A 24,842-nucleotide genomic window follows, 5' to 3' on the forward strand; every position below is an offset into this window, starting at 1 on the left:
AGCGCCGCATCCCGGCATGCCGCGGTGGCGCTCACCGGGTGGGGTGGCGCCGTCGGGGCGGGGTCATCTGGGTGGCGCGTGCGTCGGATGCGCGCCAGTCGTGGCCGCGGGTGTCGGCGTCCCTCCGGAGGTGGGGGTGGTTCCGGGTGCCGTGGCGAGGTCGAGGTGGAGGGCGGCCCTGCCACCTTGGCGGGGGGTGCGTGCGGGGTCGACCGTGGCGGGCGGGGTGAACCACACGGCGGTATCGGTGGCGTGGACGGTCCAGCCGTCGTCGTGGATGCGGTGGTGGCATCGTGTGCAGAGCAGGACCCCGTTGGCGAGGTCGGAGCGGCCGCCGGCGGACCACGGCCGGATGTGGTGGGCGTCGCACCACGCGACGGGGGCATGACAGAACGCGCAGCCTCCGTCACGTTCGGCCAGCGCGACCCTCTGGGCGGGGGTGAAGAAGCGGCGGGCACGGCCGACGTCCAGGGGCTGGCTCGCTCCGCCCAGGACCACGGGCAGCCATCCGCTGTCGACGGCCATCGCCCGGACCTGGGACACGGTCAGCGGTGTGGAGATCGCATCGCAGGAGCCGATCCCGACTCCGGTGGTGAGGTCCTTGAGTCCGATCCGCACGACCACCGTGGTCGACACCCCTGAGCCGGGTCGGTCGCAGCGCATGCCGTGGCGTGCGAGGTCCACCAGCGCGTCGATGCGCATCCGCCCGGCCTCGCCGGGCTCGGCGCGACCGAGCCCGGCGTCACGGCGGGCGGCGAAGCCTGCCCGGACCTGGGCATCGAGCCACGCCGTTATCGGGGCGGCCGATGCGGGATCGAGTCGTCCCGACAGCGTCACCATCCCGTCGGCCTGCTCGGTCAGCGTCAGGTGCCGCTGGCCCCTCATGGCCTTCTCGCGCTCCTCGTGGCGGCGGTGGTTCCACAACGCGACGACCTGCACGCACACCTTGCGGAGCTCGTCTAGCGTGAGCCGTATCGCCTTGGCGACCAGGCGAGCCTCGATCCCGTCGTCGCCACCATCGATGTCGTCCAGGGTGCGGACCACGAGCGCCGCCTTCGCCGCCGACACCGCGCCCGACGTCACCGCCGCCGCGAGGCGCGGATACCGCGGCGCGCCACCACCCGCGCCATCACCCGGCCCACCAGGGGCATCGTTCCCACCGAAGTCGGCCCCCGCATCGTCCCCTCCGCCGAGGAGCTGGCCGACCGTGATCTGGTCGTGGGCATCCCGGGTCGACCCGCCGGTGTGCTTGGCGACCAGGCGGGCCGCGTTGCGCTCACCACGTCGGCGCGCCATCCCACCCCCGGCACCATCGGAGCGTCGGGCGATCTCGGTGGCGAGGACCGCGGCGGGCACCTGGGCCAGCCGCACCACCCGGGCGGCCGTGGCATGGGCGCGCGCCAGCTCATCCTCGCTGAGATCCGTCACCGGCCCACCGGTGAAGGCGCGCAACGCCTCCACCGCGTCCGTCACCGCTGCCAGCGAGATCTCCATGACCCCATCACACCACCGCCGTCTGACATCGATCTACGATCATCCACCCTGGTAGACATGTGAATGAAGGTGCTAGCGCGAGAGCCTGTGGACATCAGTCGACAGTCGACCCGGATGAACTGTGAGGCGGAAAGGCAGCGCGGCAGAAGAGCAGCGAGGCAGCAAGGCGGCCCAACGGGAACGACGCTCAGCGGGCCGTCGCGTCGTGGTCGCCGCGGTGGAACGTCACCTCGGCGAGGTCGGAGAGCACCTCCCGGTCGAGGTCCTCAAGCCTCTTGACGTACACGCATCCCACCCCGGTGGTGTGCGGTCCCAGGGCGCTCAGCATGGCCTCGCCCTCGGGGGAGTCGCGGAAGCCGTAGAAGGTCAGCTGCGCCTTGCGCGGGGAGAATGCGAGCGGCGGCCAGTCGCCCTGGGTCCCCGCCGCCGTCCGGTAGCGGTAGCTGCCCCAGCCGATGATCGACGGTCCCCACATCACCGGCTCGACCCCGGTCGCCTCCGTGAAGAGGGCGACCACGCGCTCGGCCTCCTCGCGCCGCCAGTCCGGCGTCACTCCGGCGATGAAGGCCTCGACGGGGACATCGGTGGGCTGCGTCTTGTTGGCCATGGCCTCAGCCTCGCACTACTCCCACAGGCCGCGCGAGACCAGCAGCTCCTTGAGCAGGTCGGCACGATCGGACACCAGCCCGTCGACGCCCATGTCGATCAGCTCGGACATCTCGGCCGGGTCGTTGATGGTCCACACGTGCACGAGCGTGTCCGCCGCGTGCGCGGCGCGCACATGGCGCGCGGTCAGCACCGTCGCGCGCCCCGCGCGCCGTGGGACCTGCAGCGCGTCGACGCGCCGCAGCGCGCGCCGCACGGGAAGCCCGACGGCGCCCTGCGAGAAGTAGGCGACCGCCTCCGAGGTGCCGGCGCTGGTCGCGACGGCGCGCGACAGCCGCCGTACCGTCGCCTCCCGTCGCCGCGTCGAGAAGGAGGCGATGCAGACCCGGTCGTGGGAGGCCGTGCGCTCGATCGCGTCGGCGATGGGGACGATGCCGGACACCGCCTTGACGTCGATGTTGACCCGGAGATCGGGCCAGGTGCCCAGCAGGTCCTCGAGCAGGGGCACGGGCTCGATCCCCCCGATCCGCGCGGTGCGCACCTCGCTCCACGGCAGGTCGGCCACGTCTCCGCGGGCATCGGTGGTCCGTTCGAGCGACGCGTCGTGGAGCGCGACGGCGACCCCGTCACGCGTGCCGTGCGCGTCGGTCTCGACGTACCGGTATCCGAGCGCGACGGCGTCCTCGAACGCCCGCATGGAGTTCTCCAGCCCGTCGAGTGAGAAGCCGCGATGGGCCAGCGCCGTGAAGCCCGGCGCGAGGTACGGGTGCGTCGTCATGCGAGCACCTGAGCGAGCCACGCGCGGACGGCGTCGAGGTACGCCGCACGTGGCACGGGGGAGGACAGGGACAGCTCGTGCACCCCGCCCTCGATCACCGCCTCCTGCACGCGGGGTCCCAGCCGGTGCGCGAGCCGGGCGATCTCCCGCACGTCGACCACGGTGTCCTGCACCTGGAGCAGTGGATTGTCCTCCTCGTCCGGCCCAGAGGTGTGGCTTCTCGCGGCGAGCACCGGGACGTCGATGGAGAGGCCGTCGCGCACGCGTGCCTGCCCCCGCTGCACCGCGGCGAGCCAGGCTGCGCGGACCGGCACGCCATCGGGGTTCTTCCATTCCGTGTCGAAGTCCCATCGGCCGCCGTTCGCGACGTGGAGATGACGCGCGTAGATCGAGGGATGGCGTCGGACGACCATGAGGGGCCGGGCGCGGGCGAGCAACGGGACGGCGCCGGTCGCGACGCGCTGGCCCCGCGTGGTCGGAGCCTTGAAGAACGGGCTGTCGAGGATCAGCCCCGCGAGCTCCGGCGCCGGCCGGTCCGCCGCCCACAGGCAGGCGGCGAGCCCTCCTGTCGAGTGCGCGTGCACCACCAAGGGCAGTCCCGGGTGGAGATCGGCCACCGCCGCGGTGGCCGCCGCGAGGTCGTCGCCCAGCTCGTCCAGGTCCCGGACCAGGTGCGGGATGTCGCCGTCGCGAAGCGACCTGCCCGCACGTCGGAGGTCGACGGCGAGGAACGCGAGGCCTGCCTCCACGAAGAAGCGCGCGAGGTGCGTCTGGAAGAAGTAGTCGTTGTAGCCATGCACATGGAGCACCGCCGCCCGCGGCACGGCGGGACTCTCGGTCGAGCGAACCAGCGTGGCGGAGCCCAGGGGAGCGGCCTCGAAGCCCTCGAGGACGTCCGGCGACCACGCGAGCGGGGAGTCCATGGTTCGATCGTGCCAGGTCAGCGGCCGAACCGGCGACAGATCAGCCGCGGCCGCCGATGATCTGCTCCCAGGTCAGCGCCGGCGGCGCCGGCTCCTCCGTGTCGGGCCCCGACCCCGCCTCGGCCGCCTGGACCGGCTCATGGGCCTCCTCAGTCGCGGCAGCGGGCTCCGGCGCGTCCATCGACGGGACGCGAGGCGCGACGTGCAGCGGCGCGGAGGCGGGCGCGGGCTCCTCCGGCGCGGCGGTCGCGGCGGCCGCGGTCGCGCGGTCCGGGAACACCACCTGGGTGAAGCTCGGCGAGTCCTCGGGCTCGAGCGCGGGCACCTCGGCTGCGGGATCCGGCTGGTAGATCGGCTCCGAGATGGGCATGAGGAACGGCTGAGTGGCGACGTCCTCGTCCTCGGGATCGAACGATGCGGGGAGCGCCTGAGTGCTCGGCGCGGGGTCGTCCTCGGGCACGGGCACAGGCACGGGCACAGGCGCGGGCGCCGCCTCCAGGTCGGGTTCCGGTGTCGGCGCGGGCGGCGCCACCGGCGCGGCCGTCTGACCTCCGGGCGCGGAAGCGCCCGCCGTCTCCTGCGCGAGGAGGATATGCGCCGCATCGTCCCCCAGCTCCGCCATCACGGTGAGGACGACGATGCGCAGCGCCGCCGCCATCTCCTCCTCCGAGAAGGCGGGCACCTCCGGGCCGAGCCCGAGCGCCGGCGACGCGGGGAGGCGCAGGAGCCCGCTCGGCACGCCCCAGTTCATGAGCTCGCGCTGCACCTGGTAGAAGGTGTGGTTGCCGATGTAGGTGCCCGCGGAGGTCGACAGCCCGCACGGCACGCCAGCGGCGGACAGCCGCTCGACGATCGCGCGGTCGGGCAGCGTGCTCCACAGGCCCGCGGGGCCGTCCTCGACGATCGGCTGGTCGACGGGCATGCTGCCGGCGTTGTCCGGCAGGGTCGCGTCGTCGAGGTTGATCGCGATGCGCTCGACCGCGACGCCGGGCAGCCCGGGCGCGGTCGCCGTCATCACCACGGCGTCCGGGATGTGCTTCGCGATGGACATCCGCAGCCGGTGCGGCGCCTCGCCGAACACCGCGGGCAGCCGCCGCGCGATCACCTCGCCCGGTCCCTCCCAGGTCCGGGCCAGCAGGTCGACGGCGTCCCAGGCGGGATTCACGGTGGCGGGCGACACGGGCTCGAAACCCGTCAGCAGGACTCGGCGCATACGTCCAGGGTACGGGCAGGCGTTCCGACACGCGGAGCCGGATCGGCTTGACGTGACGATGTCATGTCCCTAACGTGAGCCATAACCTGAATCGGGTTTCAGGTACGCAACTTTCAATGGCGAAAGGCAATCCCCATGCGTAAAGAGAAGTCGGCGCTCATCGGCGCCCTGGCCTCCTTGTCCCTCATCCTGGCGGCATGCGCCCCGACCGACGATGCGGAGCCCGCATCGTCCTCCTCCAGCTCCGCGACCGGGGAGGCTCCCGCCGCCTCGGTCACCGTCGGGCTGGTCACCAGCGAGTCGGGCCCGCTCGCGGGCTACGGCGAGCAGTACCTCGCCGGGTTCGAGGCCGGCATGGACTACGCGACCGACGGCACCGGCATGATCGACGGCACCGAGATCGTGATCGAGCACCGCGATGACGCGGGCGACGCCGACAAGGCCGTCACCGCCGCCAAGGAGCTGATCGGCGCCGGCGTCAACATCCTCGCGGGCACGGTGTCGTCGGGCGTCGCGCTCGCGCTCGCCGAGCAGGCCGCTCAGAACGAGGTGCTGTACATCTCCGGACCGGCGGCCGCGGACGCGATCACCGGGATCAACGAGTACACGTTCCGCTCGGGCCGCCAGAGCTCGCAGGACGTGGCGACGGCCGGAACGTTCCTCGACGACATCTCCGGCAAGTCCGTCCTGGTCTTCGCCCAGGACACCGCCTTCGGTCAGGGCAACTTCGCCGCCGTGGACGCCATCCTCGGCGGACAGGGCGCCGAGGTGTCGTCGCTGCTGGTCGCGGAGGACATCACGGAGTTCACCACCTTCGCCCAGCAGGTCATCGATGCGTCGCCCGACCTCGTGTTCGTCGCCTGGGCGGGTGCGACCTCCGGCTCGATGTGGCAGGCGATGAGCCAGCAGGGCGTGCTCGACGCCGTCCCGGTGGTCACCGGCCTGGGTGACGTCGCGACCTACGGCGCCTACGGCGATGCGTCGGAGTCCATCTCCTTCCTGAACCACTACTTCGCCGGCGCGACCGACAACGCGGTCAACATGGCGATGGTCGAGCACATCGAGGGAGCGGGCGGCACCCCCGACCTGTTCAGCCCGGACGGCTTCAACGCCGCGCTGATGGTGGTGCAGGCCATCAAGGAGGGCGCCGGTGACGTCGACGCGATGATCGCCGCACTCGAGGGGTACGAGTTCGAGGGCCCGAAGGGCACCATGACCGTCCGTGCCTCCGACCACGCGCTGCTCCAGGACATGTACCAGGTGAAGCTGGTCGCCGACGGCGACGCGTACATGCCCGAGCTGATCGGCACCGCGGCCGCCGCGGACGTCGCACCCGCCGAGGCCGCGGAGTAGGCCGCCGATGACCGCTGCAGTCCCGCCCGCGCTCCGTGTCGAGGGCCTCGGCCTTCAGATCGGCGGCGCGACCATCCTCCAGGACGTCGACCTCGACGTGCCCGCCGGATCGCTGGTCGGCGTGATCGGCCCCAACGGGGCCGGCAAGACCACGCTGTTCAACACGATCTCGGGGGTGGTCCGGCCCACGGCCGGCCGCATCCTGATGGACGGCCGCGACATCACGGGGACCTCGATCCCCGCGAGGGCGCGGGCGGGGCTGGGGCGGACGTTCCAGACCTCGAGCAACTTCCCGCGGCTGAGCGTGCTCGAGAACGTCCGCATGGCGGCGCAGGCCACCACCGGTGGCAGCTACTCGCTGCTGAGGTTCCCCGGTCGGGGGGACGATGCGACGCGTGCGGCGATCGAGTCGCTCGAGGCCGTCGGCCTCGCCGACAAGGCCCACCTCGCGGCGGGGGACATCTCCCACGGCGACAAGCGCAAGCTCGAGATCGCCACCCTGCTCGCCACCGACGCGAGCCTGATCCTGCTCGACGAGCCCATGGCGGGCGTGGGCTCCGGCGACGTCGCCGGGCTCGTCGAGCGCATCCGTGACCTGCACCGTACGAAGGGATGCACCGTCCTCATGGTCGAGCATCATCTCGAGGTCCTGATGGGCCTCGTCGACCGCGTCGCGGTCATGGTGTCGGGCAGCATCATCGCCTTCGACACCCCCGAGACGATCATGGCCGACCCGCGGGTCCAGGCCGCGTACCTGGGGAGCGCCGCATGAGCGCGGTGCTCGAGGTCGTGGGCCTGAGCGGCTCGATCGCCGGACAGCAGGTGGTCGAGGACGTCTCCTTCACCGTCCCGGACCGCGGCATCACGGCCGTCCTCGGACGCAACGGCGTCGGCAAGACGTCGACCCTGCGCTCCATCATGGGTCTCATCGATCGCCGCGGCGAGGTGACCCTCGCGGGCGAGCGCATCGACGGCCTCCGCACCCACCGCATCGTCCAGCGCGGCGTCGGCTACGTGCCCGAGGACCGCGAGGTCTTCAGCCGCCTCACCGTCGCCGAGAACCTGCAGCTCGCCGTGCGCCAGAAGAAGCCCAACTGGGAGCTGGTCGACTCGCTGTTCCCCGACCTGGTGGCGCGGCGGTCGCAGATGGCAGGCACCCTGTCCGGCGGGCAGCAGCAGATGGTGTCGCTCGCCCGCGCGCTCGTCAACGACAACCGCATCCTGCTGGTCGACGAGCCGACCAAGGGCCTCGCGCCCCTGATCGTCGAGCAGGTCGCGGCGGCCCTCGCGGAGGCCGCGACCACGGTCCCGATCCTGCTGGTGGAGCAGAACCTCGAGGTGGTGCGTCAGCTCGCCGGCGACGCCGTGGTCCTCAGCGGCGGGCGCGTGGTGCACACCGGCTCCGCCTCCGCCATGCTCGCCGACGACGAGCTCACGCACCGCCTCCTCGGGGTGGGCGTGGCTCCCGCGACGGGAGGCGCCCGATGAGCACGCTGGTCCTGGTCCTCCTCACCGGCATCGGCCTCGGTGCCCTGTACTTCCTGGTCGCGTCGGGGCTCAGCCTCATCTACGGCCTGATGCACGTCCTGAACTTCGCGCACGGCGCCTTCCTCACCTTCGGCGCCTTCATCGGCTGGGAGGTCGCGCGGCGGCTCGACTCGACCTCGTGGTGGGCCTTCGCAGTCTCCATCCTGGTCGGCGGCCTCGTCGGCGCCGGCGTCGCGGCGCTCACCGAGCTCGCGCTCATCCGGCCGCTCTACGAGCGTCACATCGAGCAGGTGCTGGTGACCGTGGGCCTGGCGTTCGCGGCGGTGGCGCTGTACGAGGGGATCTGGGGCTCCGACCCGATCTACATCTCGGCACCGGCATGGATGAAGGAGACCACGAGCGTGCTCGGCGCCTCGGTGCCCAACACGTACTGGGTCCTCATGCTCGCCGCGACCGCGCTGCTCATCTCGCTGGTGGTCTTCCTCCGCTACACGCGGTTCGGCACCATCATCCGCGCGGGCGTCGAGAACCGGGCGATGGTCACGGCCCTGGGCATCGACGTGCGCACGGCGTTCCTGCTGGTGTTCGCCATCGGCGGCTCCGCCGCGGGCGTCGGAGGCGTGCTCGCCGCGCACTACACGGGCTACGTCTCCGCTCACCTGGGATCGACGCTGCTGATCTTCGCGTTCATCGTCACCGTGATCGGCGGGCTCGGCTCGCTGCCGGGCGCCGCGATCGCGTCGGTGCTGGTCGCCGTCCTGCAGCAGTTCGCGAACTACTACATGGGAGGCACCGGCGACATCATCGTCGTGGTCGCGCTGGCCGGCGTGCTGCTGGTGCGACCCTCGGGTCTCCTCGGAAGGAGGTTCGCGTGAACGCCGCCCGCGCCGCCGCGCGCCGCCTGCCGCTCGCCGCGATCGGCGGGGTCGCCCTCGTCGTCCTGATGGCGTGCCTGCCCCTGCTGAACATCTCGATCCCGGGCGTGCTCCCGACGCCGACCTATCAGCCGGGCGCCCTCGCGCTCCTGTCGCTCGCGATGATCTTCGCGGCGCTGGCGCTGACCTACAACATGCTGCTCGGCACCTCGGGCATGCTCTCGTTCGGCCACGCCCTGTACTTCGGCGCGGGAGCGTACGGCCTCGGCATCGCTCTCGAGAACCTCGGGGTCCCGTTGTTCCCGGGCGTGTTCATCGCGCTCGTCGGCGGGCTGATCATCGCCCTGGTGACGGGCGTGGTGGCGATGCGGGTGTCCGGCATCCCGTTCGCCATGGTGACGCTCGCGTTCGCGCAGGCCGGCTCGGTCCTGGTGCGGCGCAACTCCGCCGTGACGGGCGGCGAGGAGGGCCTGTCCCTCAACACCGAGGGCGTGCCGGACTGGCTCGTCGGCGTCGCCGACACCCGGAACCTCTACTGGGCCACGCTCCTGGTGCTCGTGATCGTCTACCTGGTGGCGCTGTGGGTCGACCGCTCCCGCCTGGGCCACCTCGCGCGTGCGACCAGGGAGAACGAGCTGCGCGTGCGCGTGCTGGGGCTCGAGCCCAACCGCGCGCGGCTGATCGTGTTCGTCATCGCCGCCGTGTGCGCGTCGCTCGTCGGCGTCGCCTACATGCTGCTGCAGTCGGGGACCGTGCCGCGCGCCGTGTCCGCCGACCTCACCATCACGGTGCTGGTGATCGTCGTCCTGGGCGGCGTGGGGTTCCGTTGGGGTGCGATCGTGGGAGGCGTGATCTACACCCTGCTCGACCAGCGCCTCACCGTGCTGGCCAACTCCGACGTGATCGAGTCGCTGCCGTCGGTGCTGCGGATCCCGCTGTCGGAGCCGCTGTTCATCCTCGGCACGCTCTTCATCCTGGTCGTGATGTTCCTGCCGGGCGGCATCGCGGGCACCGTCGACAGCCGGCTGCGCCGCTGGCGTGCGGGGCGCGCCGGTGGGGACCAGGTGGACGGCTCCGCCGTCGAGCGCCTCGAGGACGCCGACGCCGAGCCGGCCCGTGAGGAGGCTCGTTCGTGAGCGGCGAGCACACCCTCGGCCGGTGGCTTCTCGATCGGGCCGCCCGGTCGCCCGAGCGCATCGCGATCGACGACCGTGGCCTGCGGCTCGACTACGCGACGCTCGGCGGACGCGCGCAGGCGCTCGGCGACGCCCTCACCGCGGCGGGCTACGGGCCGGGCGACCGGATCGCCACCATCTGCTCGTCGACCGCGGACCACGTGGTCGCGTTCTTCGGGTGTGCGCTCGCCGGCGTCGCGTTCGTCCCGCTGTCGTGGCGGCTGACCGCCGAGGAGCTCGCCGAGCTGGTGGCACGGACCGCCCCGGCGCTCGTGCTGTCGGACGATGCGCGGGACGCCCTGGCGGCCGAGGCGGTGGCGGGTGCGGCCGAGCGGGGATGCGCGGTCCGCCTCCTGCCGGCGGGCAGCGCAGGCATCGAGGCCCACGTGCCCGAGCGACCGGGTGCCGCGGTGCCGCGCGAGGTCAGGGACGAGGACCCGCTGCTGATCGTCTACACCTCGGGCTCGGAGGCGAGCCCGAAGGGGGCGATCCTGTCCCACGAGAGCTGCTTCTGGAACAACCTGGCGCTCGCTCAGGCGCTGCCGCTGCGTCAGGACGACGTGGTGCTGGCGATGCTGCCGCAGTTCCACGTGGCGGCGTGGAACGTGCAGCCGCTGCTCGCCTGGTGGGTCGGCGCGACCGTGGTCCTCGAGAGCTCGTTCCAGCCCTCCCGGATCCTGCGGCTCATCGCCGAGCGCGGCGTGACCTGCACCATGGGGGTGCCGACCCAGTACAGGATGCTCTGCGATGAGCCCGGCTGGGACCAGGCGGATCTCACCTCGCTCCGGCTGTGCCAGGTGGGTGGGGCGACGGCGCCCCTCGACCTCCTCGAGGCTTGGGCGTCGCGCGGCGCGCCGCTGACCGCGGGCTACGGCCTGACGGAGGCGGGACCGAACGTGCTGTGCCTGCCGGCCGGGGAGCAGCCCGAGAGGCTCGGCTGCGTGGGGCGTCCGTACCCGGGCGTCACGGTCCGGATCGTCGACCCTGCGTCGGGCCTTGAGCTCGACGGCCCCGGGGTCGGGGAGCTCCAGGTGCAGGGACCGAGCGTGTTCTCGGGCTACCTGGGAGATCCGCCGGCGAGCGCGGCCGCGCGCGACGGCGGCTGGCTCCGCACCGGCGACCTCGCCGAGCGTGGCGCGGACGGCGCCTTCCGCATCGTCGACCGGCTGAAGGACATCTTCATCTCCGGGGGGGAGAACGTCGCACCCGCCGAGGTGGAGGCCGTGCTCGAGCGCCACCCGCTGGTGGCGGCGGCGGCCGTCGTGGGCGTCCCCGACCCGGTCTGGGGCGAGCGCGGCGTCGCGTACGTCGAGGCCCGAGCCGGAGCGGCGCTCGGTGCGGACGAGCTCGCGGCGCACGCGGCCGCCCACCTGGCTGGCTTCAAGGTCCCGGTGCGGTTCCACCTGGTCCCGGAGCTTCCGCGCACCGGGTCGCACAAGGTCCACCGCGAGGTCCTGCGTGCGCAGGCGCTGCGCGAGAGTGCGGAGGTGCGCGATGAGCGTCGATGAGACGGATGCGGTCGAGCCGCTGTCGGCGGCCGGGAAGCCGCTGACCAAGCGTGGTGAGGCCACGCGGACCCGCCTGCTCGAGTCCGCCGAGCACGTCTTCGCGGAGCTCGGCTACCACGAGGCGTCGATCGTGCGGATCACCGAGCGCGCCGGGATCGGCCTGGGCACGTTCTACCTGTACTTCGACTCGAAGCAGGCGATCTTCGAGGCACTCGCGATCGACCTCAACCGCCGGGTGCGGCACGCCATGTCGGACGAGATGGCGGGGGCGACCACGCGCATCGAGGCGGAGCGGGCGGGCTTCGCCGGCTTCTTCCGATTCACCGCTGAGCACCCGGCGCTGTACCGGGTCGTGCGCGAGTCCGAGTACGTGTCGCCGGGGACGATGCGGCTGCACTACCAGCGGATCGTCGAGGGCTACGAGGAGGGTCTGCGCGCGGCCCAGGCCGAGGGCGACGTCGACCCCGGGCTCGACCCGGAGGTCACCGCGTGGACGCTGATGGGCATCGGCGAGCTGATCGGGATGCGCTACCTCCTGTGGGAGCGGCCCGAGGGGCAGGTGCCGCGCCTGCCCGACGGAGTGTTCGAGTCTGTGATGAGGGTGGTGCGCAACGCGCTCGCACCCGGGGAGGAGCGACGATGACGGGCAGCCAGGAGGTGCGGAACCTCGAAGGCCGCAAGGCGCTGGTGACGGGCGGCGCGAGCGGTATCGGTCGCGCCTGCGCGGTCGAGCTGGCCGCGCGCGGTGCCCACGTTGTCGTGGCGGACATCGACGGTGCCGCGGCCGACGCGGTCGCCGCCGAGGTGGGCGGCTCGGCGTGGCAGGTGGACCTCTCGCGCACGCGTGAGCTCGACGACCTGACGCTCGACGTCGACGTGCTGGTCAACAATGCGGGTCTGCAGCGGGTGTCGCCCATCGAGAAGTTCGAGCCCGACGCGTTCCGGCTGCTCCACGCGATCATGCTCGAGTCGCCCTTCCTGCTCATCCGCGCGGCGCTGCCGCACATGTACGCGAAGGGGTGGGGCCGCATCGTCAACATGTCGAGCGTCCACGGCCTCCGCGCGAGCGCCTTCAAGTCCGCCTACGTGTCCGCCAAGCACGGCCTCGAGGGGCTGTCCAAGGTGACCGCGCTCGAGGGCGGCCCGCACGGCGTCACGAGCGTCTGCATCAACCCGTCCTACGTGCGCACCCCGCTGGTGGAGAAGCAGATCGCCGATCAGGCCAAGGTTCACGGCATCCCCGAGGAGGACGTGGTCGCGAAGGTGATGCTCACCGAGACCGCCGTCCGCCGGCTGGTCGAGCCCGGGGAGGTCGCGTCGCTCGTGGGCTGGCTCTCGACCGACCTCGCGGGGATGGCGACCGGCTCCTCGTACACGATCGACGGCGGCTGGACGGCGAAGTGATGCCTGCCCGCTACCGACGCACGTCGGTCCCCGTCGAGGGCGGCGATCTCGCGGTCGGCGTCTGGGAGCCGGACGGCGATGCCGTCGGCGAGGCGCTCCTGATCCATGGCGTGACCTCGTCGCACCTGGCGTGGGCGCACATCGCGGCGCTGCTGCCGGGCATGCGGCTGGTGGCGCCCGACCTCCGCGGTCGCGGCGGCAGCCGGGAGGTCGCGGGTCCCGCCGGGATGGCAGCGCATGCCGCCGACATGGTCGCGGTGATGGATGCGTTCGGCATGGACGCCCCACTCGTGGTCGGACACTCGATGGGCGGCTTCGTGGCGGTGGTGCTCGCCGACGTGGCGCCGGACCGGGTGGGCCGGCTGCTCCTGCTCGACGGGGGCCTTCCGCTCGGAGTGCCGGCGGGCCTGACGCCGGAGGACCTGGTGAGGACGGTGCTCGGCCCCACGGCCGCCCGGCTGTCCATGACCTTCGCCGACACCGCCGCCTATCTCGAGTTCTGGCGCGCGCATCCCGCCTTCGCACGGGACTGGACCCCCGAGCTCGAGGACTACTTCGCCTACGACCTGGTCGAGTCCGGAAACGGGCTGCGTCCGGCGACCACCTACGAGACCACGGCCGAGGACACCGTCGACCTGCACACGGGCGACGCGCTGCGCGTGGCGCTCGATCATCTGCGGGTGCCGACCACCCTCCTGACCGCTCCGCGGGGGCTTCTCGACGAGGCGCCCGGACTGTACGCGGCCGAAAGGCTCGAGGAGCTGCTCCGGCTGTACCCGAGCGTCGCGCACCGCGAGGTGCCGGACGTGAACCACTACACGCTGGTGATGTCGCCCCGGGGTGCCGAGGAGGTCGCACCCGACCTGCTCGCCGCCGCGGGTGCGAGATCAGAGGAAGGAGCAGGACGATGACCGCTGTGATGGAGGGCCTGGTGGCCCACACCGTGGAGACTCCGCGCCTGGCGGCGCACGTCATCGAGCGCGAGGCCGCCGCCGCCCGCCGCACGCTGGTCCTGGTGCACGGGAACGTCTCCTCGTCGCTGTTCTGGCAGCCGACGATGCTGGCGCTGCCGTCCGACGTGAGGGCGTTGGCGATCGACCTGCGCGGCTTCGGAGGGTCTGCGACGCTGCCCGTCGACGCGACGCGCGGGGTGCGTGACTTCAGCGATGACGTGGTCTCGGTCCTGGAGACGCTCGGCACGGGTCCCGTCGACCTGGTCGGGTGGTCGATGGGCGGGGGCGTGGTCATGCAGCTCCTGATCGACCGACCGGACCTCGTCCGGTCGCTCACGCTCGTCGCGCCCGTGTCGCCGTACGGCTTCGGCGGCACCGCTGCCGGGGGCCGGCTGCTCCGCGACGACTGGGCGGGGACCGGGGCCGGAGGTGCGAACCCCGCGTTCGTCGCCGCGCTCGCCGCGGGAGACACCAGCGCCGACGAGCCCGTGTCTCCCCGGTCGGTGTTCCGCACGGCGTACGTCGCGGCCGGATCCGAGCCCCAGGTGCTCGAGGATCTCTGGGTCGAGTCGATGCTGTCGACCGCGACCGGGGTCGACAACTACCCGGGCGATGCGGTCGAGGCCGAGGGTTGGCCGGGATTCGGGCCGGGGGAGCGGGGCGTGCTCAACTCGATGGCACCCCGGTGGTTCGACACGACCGGCATCGTCGGCGTCGAGCAGAAGGTCCCGGTGCTGTGGATCCGCGGCGACCAGGACGCGATCGTCTCCGACACCTCGTTCTTCGACCTCAACCACCTGGGTGCGATCGGCGCGATCCCCGGATGGCCGGGGGCCGATGAGGCGCCGGCGCAGCCGATGATCGCCCAGACCCGCGCCGTCCTCGACTCGTATGCGGCGGCGGGTGGGGAGTACCGGGAGGTGGTGTTCGAGGGCTGCGGGCACTCGCCGCACCTCGAGCGCCCCGGAGCCTTCCTCGACGCCCTGGTCGAGCACCTCGGGTGACGCCTGCGCCCGCTCGCGCGAGACTCGCGGCTCGAATGGTCGTCCGGTCCCCCGAAAGTCCGGTAATCTAGTCGGGCTGTCACGGGCTGTGGCGCAGCTTGGTAGCGCACTTGACTGGGGGTCAAGGGGTCGCAGGTTCAAATCCTGTCAGCCCGACGGTGTAGGGCCCTGTACCAGGGGAGACTCTGGTGCAGGGCCCTCTTTCATGCCCCCAGACTGCGGACCGGGGACATTCCGGGGACACGATTGAACACCGATCAGCGCGGGTTTCACCATGCCTGCCTGAGGCACGGGGCGTGTGGGAGTATGCACAGGGTCCCGCTTCCACTCGTCGTACCTTCAGGGAGAAACTGTGACCGGCGTACTGGCCGATGTGCTCCGAGTAGTAACGGAATCTTCCGGCTATTCACTCAGCGTGCTCGCGGACGCAGATGCGGCAGAGCACGCCGTTGAACTCGTCGGCGGTGAACGTGTGATCATCGCAGACCGGTCCGACTCGCCGAGCCTCCAGGGCAATCCTGGCGGGCTGGTGGTTGTGCCCACGTGGTTCGGGCGCCATCACGCGCCCGAAGGCTCGCCTCGTGCGCTGTCGGTGGCGATCTCCACGGCTCCCGAGATCCTCTATGTGGTGGTGCCTGAGGGTGCGCTCCGCGACAACCGTAGGGAGCCGATGCTCGGTCCGATCTGGGCCGGATGGAGCCCCGAGCTTGTTGTCTCGGGCGGCGTGTTGCGATCTTCGTCGATGGCAAGCTTGCGAGTGGCGCTGGTCGGTCTCGTCCCCGATGAGAACTTCGGCGGGATAGTCCGGTTCTTTCGGCTTCCCCCACCGGACGGCGGAGCGGAGGCGCACGCGGCTGCTATCGCTGACTTCCGGCGACTCCTGGCTCGAAGGGGCGGTACGACAGAATTCGGGTTCGTACATCGAGGATCGATTCATGGGCTGCCATGGGACCAGGACCGCTATGACCCTGCGCTGGCCGAGCGCCTGTCGGATCTCCAGGCGTTGGGCCAGGTGACAACAGTCGACGCCGTCTTTGTGTCGATCTGGCCCAGTCGCAGGACGATGACTGAAGTGGGTCCCGAGGTTCCCATTCTGAGGGGGTCCGACTTCTCCACGCAGTCCAACACCTTGAGCCCCATCTCCGTCGCGCAACAACGCGCCGCGGACGGCGACGATGAGCATCGGCGGGGCACAGACGACCTACCGCGGGGTCTCCTGCTTGAAGCGGGCGACATTCTGGTGCCGCGGGTCATCGGATCAGCGGGACGCGCAAGGGCTGCCGCTGTGCTTGAGGAGATGCTCCCCTTGGCAGCGTCGAACAGTGTGCTTGTCTTGCGCCCGCGCCGACCCCTCCCGAACGTTCATGTTCGCTACTACGAGGCATACTTCTCCTCGCGTCGGGCGGTTGATCTCGCGGAGAAGTCGGTTCTCGGAGGACGGGTCATGCTGCGGAATCTTCGGGCGGCGCCGCTGCCGATTCCCGACGATGATCTGGTTGACGCCCTTGAGCAAATCGATGCCGCGCGCGCGGCACTGTCCTCTTGGCTCGAGGACGCGAGCGAGGTGGACTCTCAGATCTTCGATACCTCGTCTGCTGCCGAATCGCGCGCATCGCTCCTCGAGCGCGGGCGCTTGCTGCGGCAGCGCATCGAAGCGGGCGGCAGAGTCGAAACATTGGGATACCGGGTATCTCAGTTCTATCCGTTCCCCATTGCGGGCCGTTGGCGCACCGCGGAAGTCGAGTTTGCGGCGGGGCGATGGGCCAAGGCATATCGTGCAGTGCTCGACTGCTTTGAGAGCCTCGTCACCTTCGCGGCTCTCCTCACGCTTGCCATCGTGAGCAGTCGCAATCTTCGCTTGGGGTCGGCGTCGGACCTGGCGAAGAAGCTTGCCGAAAGAGGCCACGGCATAAGTCTGGGCGACTGGGTCCAGCTGCTCACCGAAGTGGCGACAAGTAGGGTCGTGCGCGACTTGCCCGACGACGACGTGCTCGTCATGCTCGGGCGAGGATTCGACGCGAGCGAGGCGACCCGTGACGCAAGAGTTCGTCTCACGGCAAGGCGAAACGATGAGGCGCACGGTCGTGCTGTGGTCGACCATGAGCTCGAAGCTGAGACGCGCGGCGCGCGGCGCGAACTCGAGACCGTCGTTGAGTCGCTGGCGGTTCTTGCAGACTGCAGAGTGGTTCAGGTGGAACGCAATGAATGGGACTCGATTGAGGGGCGCGGGCTTGCGCACGCCGAGGCTCTGGTCGGAGACCATCCGGTGGGCACAACCCTCAGCGCCGCTCACGACCTGGCGGGTCTCGAAGTGGGTTCCTTGTACCTGATCGCCCCGAACGGCGGCTGGCACCTACTGCGGCCCTTTCTTGTTCGAAGGACTTGCCCGGAATGCGGAGTCAAGTCGGTCTACTTCCCTGACCGCGGTACGTTGCAGGGCCTGGAGTTCAAGCCGCTTGAGCACGGCCACAACACTGCGGTGATCATGGACGAGTCGCGGGTGGCTCTGGCTTCCGTGGGGTTCTTCACAGAGGAACAGGCGGGTCGACTTGCACCGGGCCCTGAAGAGGAGCGCTGAAAGTCGTCGGCCCGTGCGTGGCCGTTCTCCGATGCGTGTCTAGCACTGAGGAAAGCGTGTCGATCCGGTCGGGCCACAGGTGCGCATAGGTGTTAAGTGTCTCGGTTGCATGGGCATGTCCGAGCATGTGCTGGATGAGCATCACGTCGGCGCCGGTCGAGATCGCGAGGCTAGCCGCGGTATGGCGTAGTCCATGCGGCGTGAGCCGCTCATCTATGTTGGCGTCGGCCCGGGCGAGGTTGAAGACGCGAGTGCGCCAGTTGTGGGCGTTGAGCGGCCCGCCGCGCGGCCCCTGGAAGACGAACTCGTCGGCGTCCATATGCGCGGTGAGCTCCCGGAGCATGTCGACCACGAAGGCTGGAATGCCGACCTGCCGCTGCTTGTGCGTCTTCGGGGTGCCGAGACGAGGCTTGCCGTCGAGGCCCGCGGACCATGTCTCGCGAACCACCAGGCGGCCCCGGGCGAGGCTGAGGTCTCCGACGCGCAGGGCCAGTGCTTCGTTAATGCGGAGCCCCGTGTACGCCAGGAGGTAGATGAGTATCCGGTCGCATTCTCTGGCGGTGACTCCGTACGCGGAGTCCGCCAGAGTGTCGACATCCGCGTGGTCGAGGTACACATGCCCCATCTTCTGCGGGCGGGGGAGCCGGACTCGGCCTACGGGGCTCACTCCGAGAAGTCCCGTATCCACCGCCCAGGCTAGGACGGCAGAGACGATGTGCACGAGGTGCTTGATGGAGTTCGGGCTCAGGGGTCCCCGCATCGTGGAGTGTTGGTCACCGGGGTTCAGGCCATTGGTGCGAGACGAATACGCGACCGGTGCCGCGCCGCGTGCCAGATCGCGTACCCAGTCCTGAACGGCCCGCGTGTTCATCGCCCGTAGTGGTGAGGTGGACCACCGGGGAAGCACATACGTGGTGAGGTCGCGGGTGTAGCGGTAGCGCGTCGAGTCTTTGAGTTGGAGCTGAGCGTCGAGCCACCCCTGGGCGGCCTCACCGAACGGCGTCTCGGGCTTCTCCGGGGAGACGTAGGTGTGGGTGCGATGGGCGTGCTCGACGGAGGCGAGGAATCGCTCGGCCTCGGACTTGGTTCGGAAGCGTTTGCGCCTGCGAACCGTGAAGCGACCGCTGCCCTCGTCCGGTTCGAGCCAGTAGGCCTGCCACCGTGAGCCCTCGCCGTGGCTGGACGTCGGTCTACCGTTCTTGTCTTTCCAGCGGTCCTCTATCCATGAGCGCTGCACGTTCGCCTCACTTGAAGGACATCCAGTCCGCTACGAACATCGAAGAGCGGCTGGCCGCTGCGGTCGCCTCGTTGGTGGCGTGGAGGCTTTGAACGAAGGCGGCTCTCATGGTGTCGAGCATCGTGGCCGTGGTGGCTGCCGCTTCGGCCATCGGGCCCTCGTCCCGGCCTGAGGCGATCTGCCGCGCTAGCCATGACGACACGACGCTTGCTGCCTCCCGGTCGGCGTCGAGGGACTGGATGCCCCTCTTGAGATCCGTGGCGTACCGTGCGGTGCCGCGCGAGACTCTCTCGAGCGTTCGGACGTAGTCGTCGCGCGAGGACGCTGACTCGTCGGCCATTCCCATGAGCTGGTGAAGGGTTCGATTGAAGAAGCGGGCGACCACCACAGCCTCGTTGAGCCCCACCTTGCGCTCGCCGTTCTCGATGCGGTTGACCTGCTGAGGGTGCCACCCGCGTCCGTCGACCGGCGGGAGGCGGCGGGCCAGTTCGTTGAGCGAGAGTTCCGCCTCCTGGCGCAGTGCACGCAGGGAGCGGGCGAACGAGGCCTCCCAGTCGATGTCGACGGCCTCAGATGGTGATCGGTTGTCCATGCCCCGAGCGTAACACTTGCGGGATGCCATCCCGAAATGTAACAGTGGGCACCGAGTCGGAGAGATCACGCCGCAGAAAGGAAGCCACCCGATGCACGCATTCGCGAGTCACGCTGAGCTGATGTCATCAGCGGCACGCTCGGGCGTGAACCTCCTGCCGCGTGCACAGCAGAGCCAATCCTGCGGGTGCGGCGGGGCCCAGGAGCCAGGCGCGCACATGCCAGAGGCGCCCCAGGAGGCTCCCCTCTCGAGCCGCGCGGGTTCCCGTCGCACTGCGCGCTCCGCGGCATCGCGGAGTAGTGGGGGCCAGGGGACGGGCGCCCACCTGGGGCCCCTCACGCGTCACCTGCACGTCAACGGGGGGAGGTCTGCCACTACCTAGTCTCGCTCGTCCACAATCTTGGGTCGGTTGGTCGCCGCATGAAAGCGACTTCCCGGCCCTTTCTGTTTCCCAAGGAGAACCTGAAGTGAATCAGCACCCCATGAACGGTGTTCGGCGCAGGCTGCTCAAGGCCTGGGCCTCCGTCGCCGCCCACCTCTCCGGCGCGCACACCGAGGCGAAGTCCCCCGACCTCGACGAGAGCCCGTTCGCTCCGCCGTGGGATGACCACGACTGCGCCTTCCCCGACAGCCTTAAGCACGTGTGCGTCCCCCACGGCGGGACCTGTCCTGGCTGCGACCACTACCTCTACGAGTGCCAGGACGTCTCCTCGGTCGACTTCTACGGCCAGCGCTCGGTCGGGTGGCACAGCGACTGCGCTCTTCACGTCACCGTCCTTGCGCCCGGCGATGTCTAGTCACGTCACGAATTCGTGGGACGGGCTTCGCCGCTTCGTGGAGGGTCGGCGTGGGCCCCGGCGAGCATCTGCTCGCCGGGGCCGTGCCCGCCGACGCGTGATTGGGACGAACTTGGCGACCATGGCTGTGCAGAACTCGGTCCGTATACGAGTGGAGTGTCCGCTCGAGTTCGGAGTTCAACTATGTCCAACCACGACCACGAGGTGTTCCTGACGCCGGTGCAGCTCGCCGCGCGCTGGCAGGTCGATGCGACCGTGCTCGCCAACTGGCGCTACCAGCGCCGGGGCCCGGCCTTCGTCAAGATCGGCAGCCTCGTGCGCTACCGCCTCGACGCCATCCAGGCATACGAGGCTGACAGCGAGGTAGCGTGATCAGGGTCCATCTCCGCCAGCGCTCAGCGGGCGGCCCCTGCCACCTGGCACACGACCTGTGCGTCGACGCGGGCGTTCTGGCGCTCCTTCGGCAGGTCGCGTGCTAGCGGCGCGGCAACCCGGGCGGCGGGATCGGCACGGGGGCACGCCCGGCACTCCCACCGCGCTCGACACTACGGTGGCGGCCGGGACTGGTGGGCACGGGGCTGGCAGCACGAGCGCGCGCACGCCACTCGGTGCTCGGCGCAGCCCGGCAGCACCCGCGAGGGCTGTGCGCCTTCGGCTGACCGAGCAGCTCGCGAGGGACGACACGGCCCGGGTGCTCAACGACGCCAACGAGCTTGTCGCTCGGGTGTCGCTCGATGACGCCGTCGAACAAGATCTACCGTTCTTCATCCGCGTCGAACGCGACGTGCTGGCCGCGGACTTCGACAAACCGGGCGCGCTTGCCGACGCGACTGACCTCTACTTCCGTCTTCGCCTCGCCGGGCACCCCGCCGTTCTATGCACTAGCGGGGCGTATGAGAACCGCAGCCCTCGATGCCACGTGTTCGCGGTGATCGACGCAGACGCCGAGCGTAGGCGCTGGTCTGAGGAAGCGAAGAGCCTCCGTGCGGATGTGCGCAACGAGATCCGTCCTCCGTGGGTACTGCACCGCTCGGGCACGGCCAGGTCCACGCCCATGAGGGGAATCGCCGAAGAAGAGGTGCTGCACCGGCTCAGTGGAGAGGAACCAGTCCAGCCGCTGAACGCGGCAAGCCTGGCATTCATCGCCGATGGTGTCGGGGACAGCGGGGACAGGTCAGCTGACATCTTCAGGGCCACGGTCATCCTTATCGAGCACGGATGGCCTCAATGGGAGGTGCTGTTCCTCCTGCAGCACTCTGATACGTGGCTCGCGAGGAGGTACGGCGAGGCGCTTGATAGGCGCAATCACCCGGGCGACACCTGGTTCGCCCGCTACGTATGGCCCGACGCCGTTCAGCGTGCGTCCACGGAGCGCGAGCGGCACCTGTCGCGCGTGAGACGGCTGCGCACGCTGCGTCTGCGACAGCTGCTCGGTGACGCCCAGCATCGCGCCACGCGAGCCACGGACGTCAAGGTCCTCGAGCTGTTCCTGCAACGTGTCGAAGACGTGATGCAGTGGGACATCACGATGGCATCGCGAACCCTGCAGGATGACGCCAACATCGGCTCGCCGACCACTGCGACTGCGGCGCTTCAGCGGCTACGTGACAGGGGGCTGATCCGGCGCAGTCGCCAGAGCCGCGTCGTCGATCCGCGCCTGCGCGCGCGTACCTTCAGAGTTCTCAGCGCCGCCGATGAGGACCTCGACGGTCTACCCGAGACTCCGCGTCTCGAGTTCCTGTTCGATGACGTGTTCCGTCAGGGCAAAGGTGATGGGCCGGGCGCAGGGCTGACGTACTGCCTGCTCCTGGCGAGCGAAGGCGGCTGCACGGTCGAGGAGCTCGCCAGCCGACTCCATGCCGACAGACGGACCATCCACCGTCACATCGACCGTCTGCTCGAGTCGGGTCTCGTGAGGCTCGAAGGGGATCGATACGCGGTGACCGGTCTGACCCCCTATCCGGGGATGTTCGCGGAGGCCACTATCGCGCGCCAGGATGCGCGCCGCCGTCACGAGCATGAACGCGACAGCTGGCGGAGCAGACAGTGAGCGCATCAGGGCACATCGACCGATGGTGTTGCGGTGCGCCAAGACTGAACCACTTCTATGTGGGGGGGTGTCAAAACTGGTTCAGTCTTGGCAGCCCAGTTCACACGGGCCGCGATGCGAGAGCGGATTCGTGTGGTGCATACCCGTACAACTCGTCACACCGCGAGCCAGGTTCACAGTGAGCCTCCGGCCACCCTGCGACCGGCCCCGACCACCCTGCGATAGCCATGCCGGGACACCCAGTGCAGGTCATCGGTCGGGGACATGCGGTTGCGCCGTGGGCGTCCGACGTGCGAGACATTCAATCCCGAGCCGTGGGCGCGGGCTCGAGCTGACGTAGTCGTGTGTACACCTGCGCTAGTGTCGACATGAGGATGGGGGAGGCAGATCTCGCGTCCACTGGGGGCTGTGTGGGGGTGCCGGGTCTTGGTCGATGAGAGCGAGTATTCTCCGCGTCTGAGAAGTTTCGTGGCACGAGTGCTTGACCCTGGAGAAACGGTCGTTGCATCGGCCTCGACGGACCGGCCCGGCCACTACCTGGTGCGCACCGATGCCCGCATCCTGCATTGCGGTCCGAAGAACCCCCGATTGCCACTAGCTCCCGGAGAATCATTGCGGCTCATCGCAGACGAGCACGGCAATGCCCGGGTTCGCGTGCGCCTTGCCGGGTCGTTCAACTCGGCTCGCGCGGACAGCTGTCGGGTATTGCTCACGGTGCCGGGGCAGGCTGGCAACGACTTCATCGACATCGGCACGCTCTACGGCCCGCTGTATCGCGGTGCTGACCTCAAGCGACAGCCGTTCGCCAGAGCGCTTCGCAGGCTACGGTTCGACGACGCAGTCATCAATGCAGTCTGCTCATCCATCGCAAACCAGATCACGTGGACCCGCAATCCATGGCTCGACACAACCGATGAACCGGTGTGGACCAAGGAGTCTGTGGAAGGTAGCGGCAAGGAGCGCTCTGACATCACCCGCGCGATAGCACGGCTCGAACACGGGACAGGCGCGGTAGCCCCTCGCCTGGGGCGCCTCGCCAATCGGTTGGAAGCCGGTGAGTACGTCTACGCACTGTGCGGGGCAACCGTCGTCATGTCGCGATACGAGAAGCAATGGGGACTGGCAGCTGTCACCAACCGTCGCGTGATCGTCATGGGGGTCACGGTCGTCTCCGCTGACGACAATGCCGTTGACCTGCGGGGACTCACCGCTGCGTCGCTGTCACGTGACGGTGACGGGGAAAGGCTCGCGGTCACGGGTCACGCCATCGACCCCGCGAACGGGATGCCCCTGCTGCACCCCAAGACCGGTGAACCGTGGGCATTTGAGCGCCAGTACCTGTGTCACCTCGACCCCCTGGACGCCCCTCAGTTCTTCGTCCGTCTTGAGCGCCTCATCGCCGCTGCGGCACTGCCCGGTGACGAGGAGCCCCTGATGCAGGCCCAGCAGTTCCGCCCTGGCAAGCTTGACGGCCCATCGCTGTTCGCTCGGCTCTATCCAGACCGGCTCGAAGTAGATTCCTTTGAGGTCTCTCCGGGGCGGGCAACGGCGCTAGGCGCAGGCCTGCTGTTAGGGCCAGGCGCTCTGGTACCTGCGGTCATCGGTGGCATTCACAGCCCGCGCCGGACGGCGACGTTGAGGTTGAGCGAGGTCACGGACGTCCGCACGACGCCCCAGAAATCCGGCTTTCGGGTCACTGTTCTCGGCGATGGTCGTCGAATCGCGTTCGACGCGCCACGCGACTTCTCTGACCGGCTCCAAGCCCAAGTCGAACAAGCACGGAGCAACGCAAAGATGCCATCGGCCCAGGTGTTGCCTTCAGCGGGAGGCGGCAACGATCTCGCCGACTCGCTTGCGCGCCTTGCAGCTCTTCATTCCGCTGGCGCCCTCACCTCAGAAGAGTTCGCAGCAGCCAAGGCGCGCGTACTCGGCGATTGAAGCGCCTTCTGTTGCGGTTGGCATGTGAGCGATCCGCAATCCGATAACGCCGTCCCTGTTGGTACCGTGCGCCCATGCTGAGGGGAATCAAGTACGCGCTCGCCGCGATCTTCGCGACCGTCGCCATCGCAAACCTGGTCCATGGCCCCGGATCGCCATCGTTGTTCGGAGCCTGGGGTATCGCGCTCAACATCGCCTGGGTGTTGGACGTGACCCTGCAGTCAGCGGCTGCCGTGGGGTGGTTCCTGTGGGCGCGTCGAGGCCACCTGCGCCCGCGAAGTGACGACGAGCAAGATCCGCGCCCGCGTACTTCTCGCGCGCGCAAGCCCCTGTGGGTTCCCGTAGTCACCACCGCCACCGCCACCGCAGTCATCCTCGGGCTTTCCGGATGGGCGCTCGTCGACACGGGCCTCAATAACGCCTACTCATTTGAGGTGGTCGACCAGCAGGCGCGCTCAGCAACCACTCACACCGCATACGCGGGCAACTATCGCCTCATCGGTACGGGTGACTATCTATGCGGCGATGACGAAGACTTCTACGGATGCCTGTCGCAGCACGTGGCGATGTACAACACCGTGTGTGTGGGCATGGCGCTCGACTCGACGGCACAGGACCGATGCGAACAGCTCAGTGACTTCATCGACGACCTCAACGAAACCTACTCGACCTGCGGCTACGGCTGCAGGACCCGCACCGATGACCAAAGATGGGGCTGGGACCGCCAGAAGCTTGTAGCGAACACTGTCAGCGCCTCGAGTGACAACGCCGTCGCGGAGATCACCCACCTCGAGCACTGCTACTTCGAACTGGGCTCACTGACCATCGGGAACTGCCCGGCGGGGGCACGCACGCGTTGACGTTGCCACGTGCAAC

The 24,842-nt window shown here is 69.6% G+C and carries 23 protein-coding genes and 1 tRNA gene; 17 read left to right on the forward strand and 7 right to left on the reverse strand.

Going from position 1 to position 24,842, the window contains the following annotated elements; translation table 11 throughout:
- Window positions 1-63 precede the first annotated feature (63 nt).
- The 5 genes from QQX13_RS00095 to QQX13_RS00115 form a co-directional block, all read right to left on the reverse strand.
- On the reverse strand, window positions 64-1,494 hold the full coding sequence (locus QQX13_RS00095) for an HNH endonuclease (protein WP_301152017.1): 1,431 nt from the start codon (window positions 1,492-1,494) through the stop codon (window positions 64-66).
- 187 nt (window positions 1,495-1,681) lie between these two features.
- A complete protein-coding gene (locus QQX13_RS00100) occupies window positions 1,682-2,101 on the reverse strand; it encodes a DUF1801 domain-containing protein (RefSeq protein WP_301152018.1) in 420 nt (139 codons plus the stop codon).
- Between the two features lie 15 nt (window positions 2,102-2,116).
- The gene (locus tag QQX13_RS00105) at window positions 2,117-2,878 is read right to left on the reverse strand and encodes a glycerophosphodiester phosphodiesterase family protein (protein ID WP_301152019.1); all 762 of its coding nucleotides are present in this window, start codon (window positions 2,876-2,878) and stop codon (window positions 2,117-2,119) included.
- Window positions 2,875-3,801 (reverse strand): alpha/beta hydrolase, encoded by a 927-nt coding sequence (locus QQX13_RS00110; RefSeq protein ID WP_301152021.1) that lies wholly within the window; start codon window positions 3,799-3,801, stop codon window positions 2,875-2,877. Before QQX13_RS00110 ends, QQX13_RS00105 begins: the two co-directional genes overlap by 4 nt.
- A 40-nt stretch (window positions 3,802-3,841) precedes the next feature.
- Window positions 3,842-5,014 (reverse strand): pyroglutamyl-peptidase I, encoded by a 1,173-nt coding sequence (locus QQX13_RS00115; protein WP_301152022.1) that lies wholly within the window; start codon window positions 5,012-5,014, stop codon window positions 3,842-3,844.
- Between the two features lie 135 nt (window positions 5,015-5,149).
- Here QQX13_RS00115 and QQX13_RS00120 point away from each other — a divergent pair, with 135 nt between their 5' ends.
- The 12 genes from QQX13_RS00120 to QQX13_RS00175 all read left to right on the forward strand — a co-directional run bounded on the left by QQX13_RS00120 (window position 5,150) and on the right by QQX13_RS00175 (window position 17,352).
- Window positions 5,150-6,367, forward strand: a complete 1,218-nt coding sequence (locus QQX13_RS00120; RefSeq protein WP_301152023.1) for a substrate-binding domain-containing protein — start codon at window positions 5,150-5,152, stop codon at window positions 6,365-6,367.
- Between the two features lie 7 nt (window positions 6,368-6,374).
- Window positions 6,375-7,139: an ABC transporter ATP-binding protein gene (locus QQX13_RS00125; protein WP_301144152.1), complete on the forward strand. Its 765-nt coding sequence runs from the start codon at window positions 6,375-6,377 to the stop codon at window positions 7,137-7,139.
- Window positions 7,136-7,855, forward strand: coding sequence for an ABC transporter ATP-binding protein (locus QQX13_RS00130; protein ID WP_301144153.1), 720 nt, complete (start codon window positions 7,136-7,138; stop codon window positions 7,853-7,855). The genes QQX13_RS00125 and QQX13_RS00130 overlap by 4 nt, the downstream gene beginning before the upstream one ends.
- Entirely contained in the window at window positions 7,852-8,730 is an 879-nt protein-coding gene (locus QQX13_RS00135; RefSeq protein ID WP_301144154.1) for a branched-chain amino acid ABC transporter permease, read from the forward strand. Before QQX13_RS00130 ends, QQX13_RS00135 begins: the two co-directional genes overlap by 4 nt.
- Window positions 8,731-8,798: 68 nt before the next feature.
- Complete coding sequence (locus tag QQX13_RS00140) at window positions 8,799-9,866, forward strand: branched-chain amino acid ABC transporter permease (protein WP_301152525.1); 1,068 nt, start codon at window positions 8,799-8,801, stop codon at window positions 9,864-9,866.
- Window positions 9,863-11,413, forward strand: a complete 1,551-nt coding sequence (locus QQX13_RS00145; RefSeq protein WP_301152024.1) for a class I adenylate-forming enzyme family protein — start codon at window positions 9,863-9,865, stop codon at window positions 11,411-11,413. The genes QQX13_RS00140 and QQX13_RS00145 overlap by 4 nt, the downstream gene beginning before the upstream one ends.
- Window positions 11,400-12,056 carry a TetR/AcrR family transcriptional regulator gene (locus tag QQX13_RS00150; protein ID WP_301152025.1) on the forward strand — a complete coding sequence of 219 codons (657 nt, stop codon included), beginning with the start codon at window positions 11,400-11,402 and terminating at the stop codon, window positions 12,054-12,056. Before QQX13_RS00145 ends, QQX13_RS00150 begins: the two co-directional genes overlap by 14 nt.
- Window positions 12,053-12,817 (forward strand): 3-hydroxybutyrate dehydrogenase, encoded by a 765-nt coding sequence (locus tag QQX13_RS00155; protein WP_301152026.1) that lies wholly within the window; start codon window positions 12,053-12,055, stop codon window positions 12,815-12,817. The genes QQX13_RS00150 and QQX13_RS00155 overlap by 4 nt, the downstream gene beginning before the upstream one ends.
- Entirely contained in the window at window positions 12,817-13,728 is a 912-nt protein-coding gene (locus tag QQX13_RS00160) for an alpha/beta hydrolase (protein ID WP_301152027.1), read from the forward strand. The genes QQX13_RS00155 and QQX13_RS00160 overlap by 1 nt, the downstream gene beginning before the upstream one ends.
- A complete protein-coding gene (locus QQX13_RS00165) occupies window positions 13,725-14,774 on the forward strand; it encodes an alpha/beta fold hydrolase (protein WP_301152028.1) in 1,050 nt (349 codons plus the stop codon). Before QQX13_RS00160 ends, QQX13_RS00165 begins: the two co-directional genes overlap by 4 nt.
- Before the next feature lie 82 nt (window positions 14,775-14,856).
- Window positions 14,857-14,930, forward strand: a tRNA-Pro gene (locus QQX13_RS00170).
- Between the two features lie 196 nt (window positions 14,931-15,126).
- A complete protein-coding gene (locus QQX13_RS00175; protein WP_301152030.1) occupies window positions 15,127-17,352 on the forward strand; it encodes a hypothetical protein in 2,226 nt (741 codons plus the stop codon).
- On the opposite strand, the gene QQX13_RS00180 is transcribed toward QQX13_RS00175, so the two are convergent.
- Together QQX13_RS00180 and QQX13_RS00185 are read right to left on the reverse strand one after the other, a co-directional pair.
- Complete coding sequence (locus QQX13_RS00180; RefSeq protein ID WP_301152032.1) at window positions 17,300-18,589, reverse strand: tyrosine-type recombinase/integrase; 1,290 nt, start codon at window positions 18,587-18,589, stop codon at window positions 17,300-17,302. The genes QQX13_RS00175 and QQX13_RS00180 overlap by 53 nt on opposite strands.
- Window positions 18,590-18,596: 7 nt before the next feature.
- Window positions 18,597-19,181, reverse strand: a complete 585-nt coding sequence (locus QQX13_RS00185) for a helix-turn-helix domain-containing protein (RefSeq protein ID WP_301152033.1) — start codon at window positions 19,179-19,181, stop codon at window positions 18,597-18,599.
- Between the two features lie 467 nt (window positions 19,182-19,648).
- Between QQX13_RS00185 and QQX13_RS00190 the strand changes: the two genes are divergently transcribed.
- The 5 genes from QQX13_RS00190 to QQX13_RS00210 all read left to right on the forward strand — a co-directional run bounded on the left by QQX13_RS00190 (window position 19,649) and on the right by QQX13_RS00210 (window position 24,826).
- Window positions 19,649-19,978, forward strand: a complete 330-nt coding sequence (locus tag QQX13_RS00190) for a hypothetical protein (protein WP_301152034.1) — start codon at window positions 19,649-19,651, stop codon at window positions 19,976-19,978.
- A gap of 183 nt (window positions 19,979-20,161) precedes the next feature.
- The gene (locus tag QQX13_RS00195; protein WP_301152035.1) at window positions 20,162-20,350 is read left to right on the forward strand and encodes a MerR family transcriptional regulator; all 189 of its coding nucleotides are present in this window, start codon (window positions 20,162-20,164) and stop codon (window positions 20,348-20,350) included.
- A 319-nt stretch (window positions 20,351-20,669) separates the two neighbouring features.
- Entirely contained in the window at window positions 20,670-22,028 is a 1,359-nt protein-coding gene (locus tag QQX13_RS00200; protein WP_301152036.1) for a MarR family transcriptional regulator, read from the forward strand.
- 468 nt (window positions 22,029-22,496) lie between these two features.
- Complete coding sequence (locus QQX13_RS00205; RefSeq protein WP_301152038.1) at window positions 22,497-23,966, forward strand: hypothetical protein; 1,470 nt, start codon at window positions 22,497-22,499, stop codon at window positions 23,964-23,966.
- Window positions 23,967-24,040: 74 nt separating this feature from the next.
- Complete coding sequence (locus QQX13_RS00210; RefSeq protein ID WP_301152039.1) at window positions 24,041-24,826, forward strand: hypothetical protein; 786 nt, start codon at window positions 24,041-24,043, stop codon at window positions 24,824-24,826.
- Window positions 24,827-24,842 lie beyond the last annotated feature (16 nt).

The organism is Demequina lignilytica (assembly GCF_030418375.1).
Taxonomy (GTDB): Bacteria; Actinomycetota; Actinomycetes; order Actinomycetales; family Demequinaceae; genus Demequina; species Demequina lignilytica.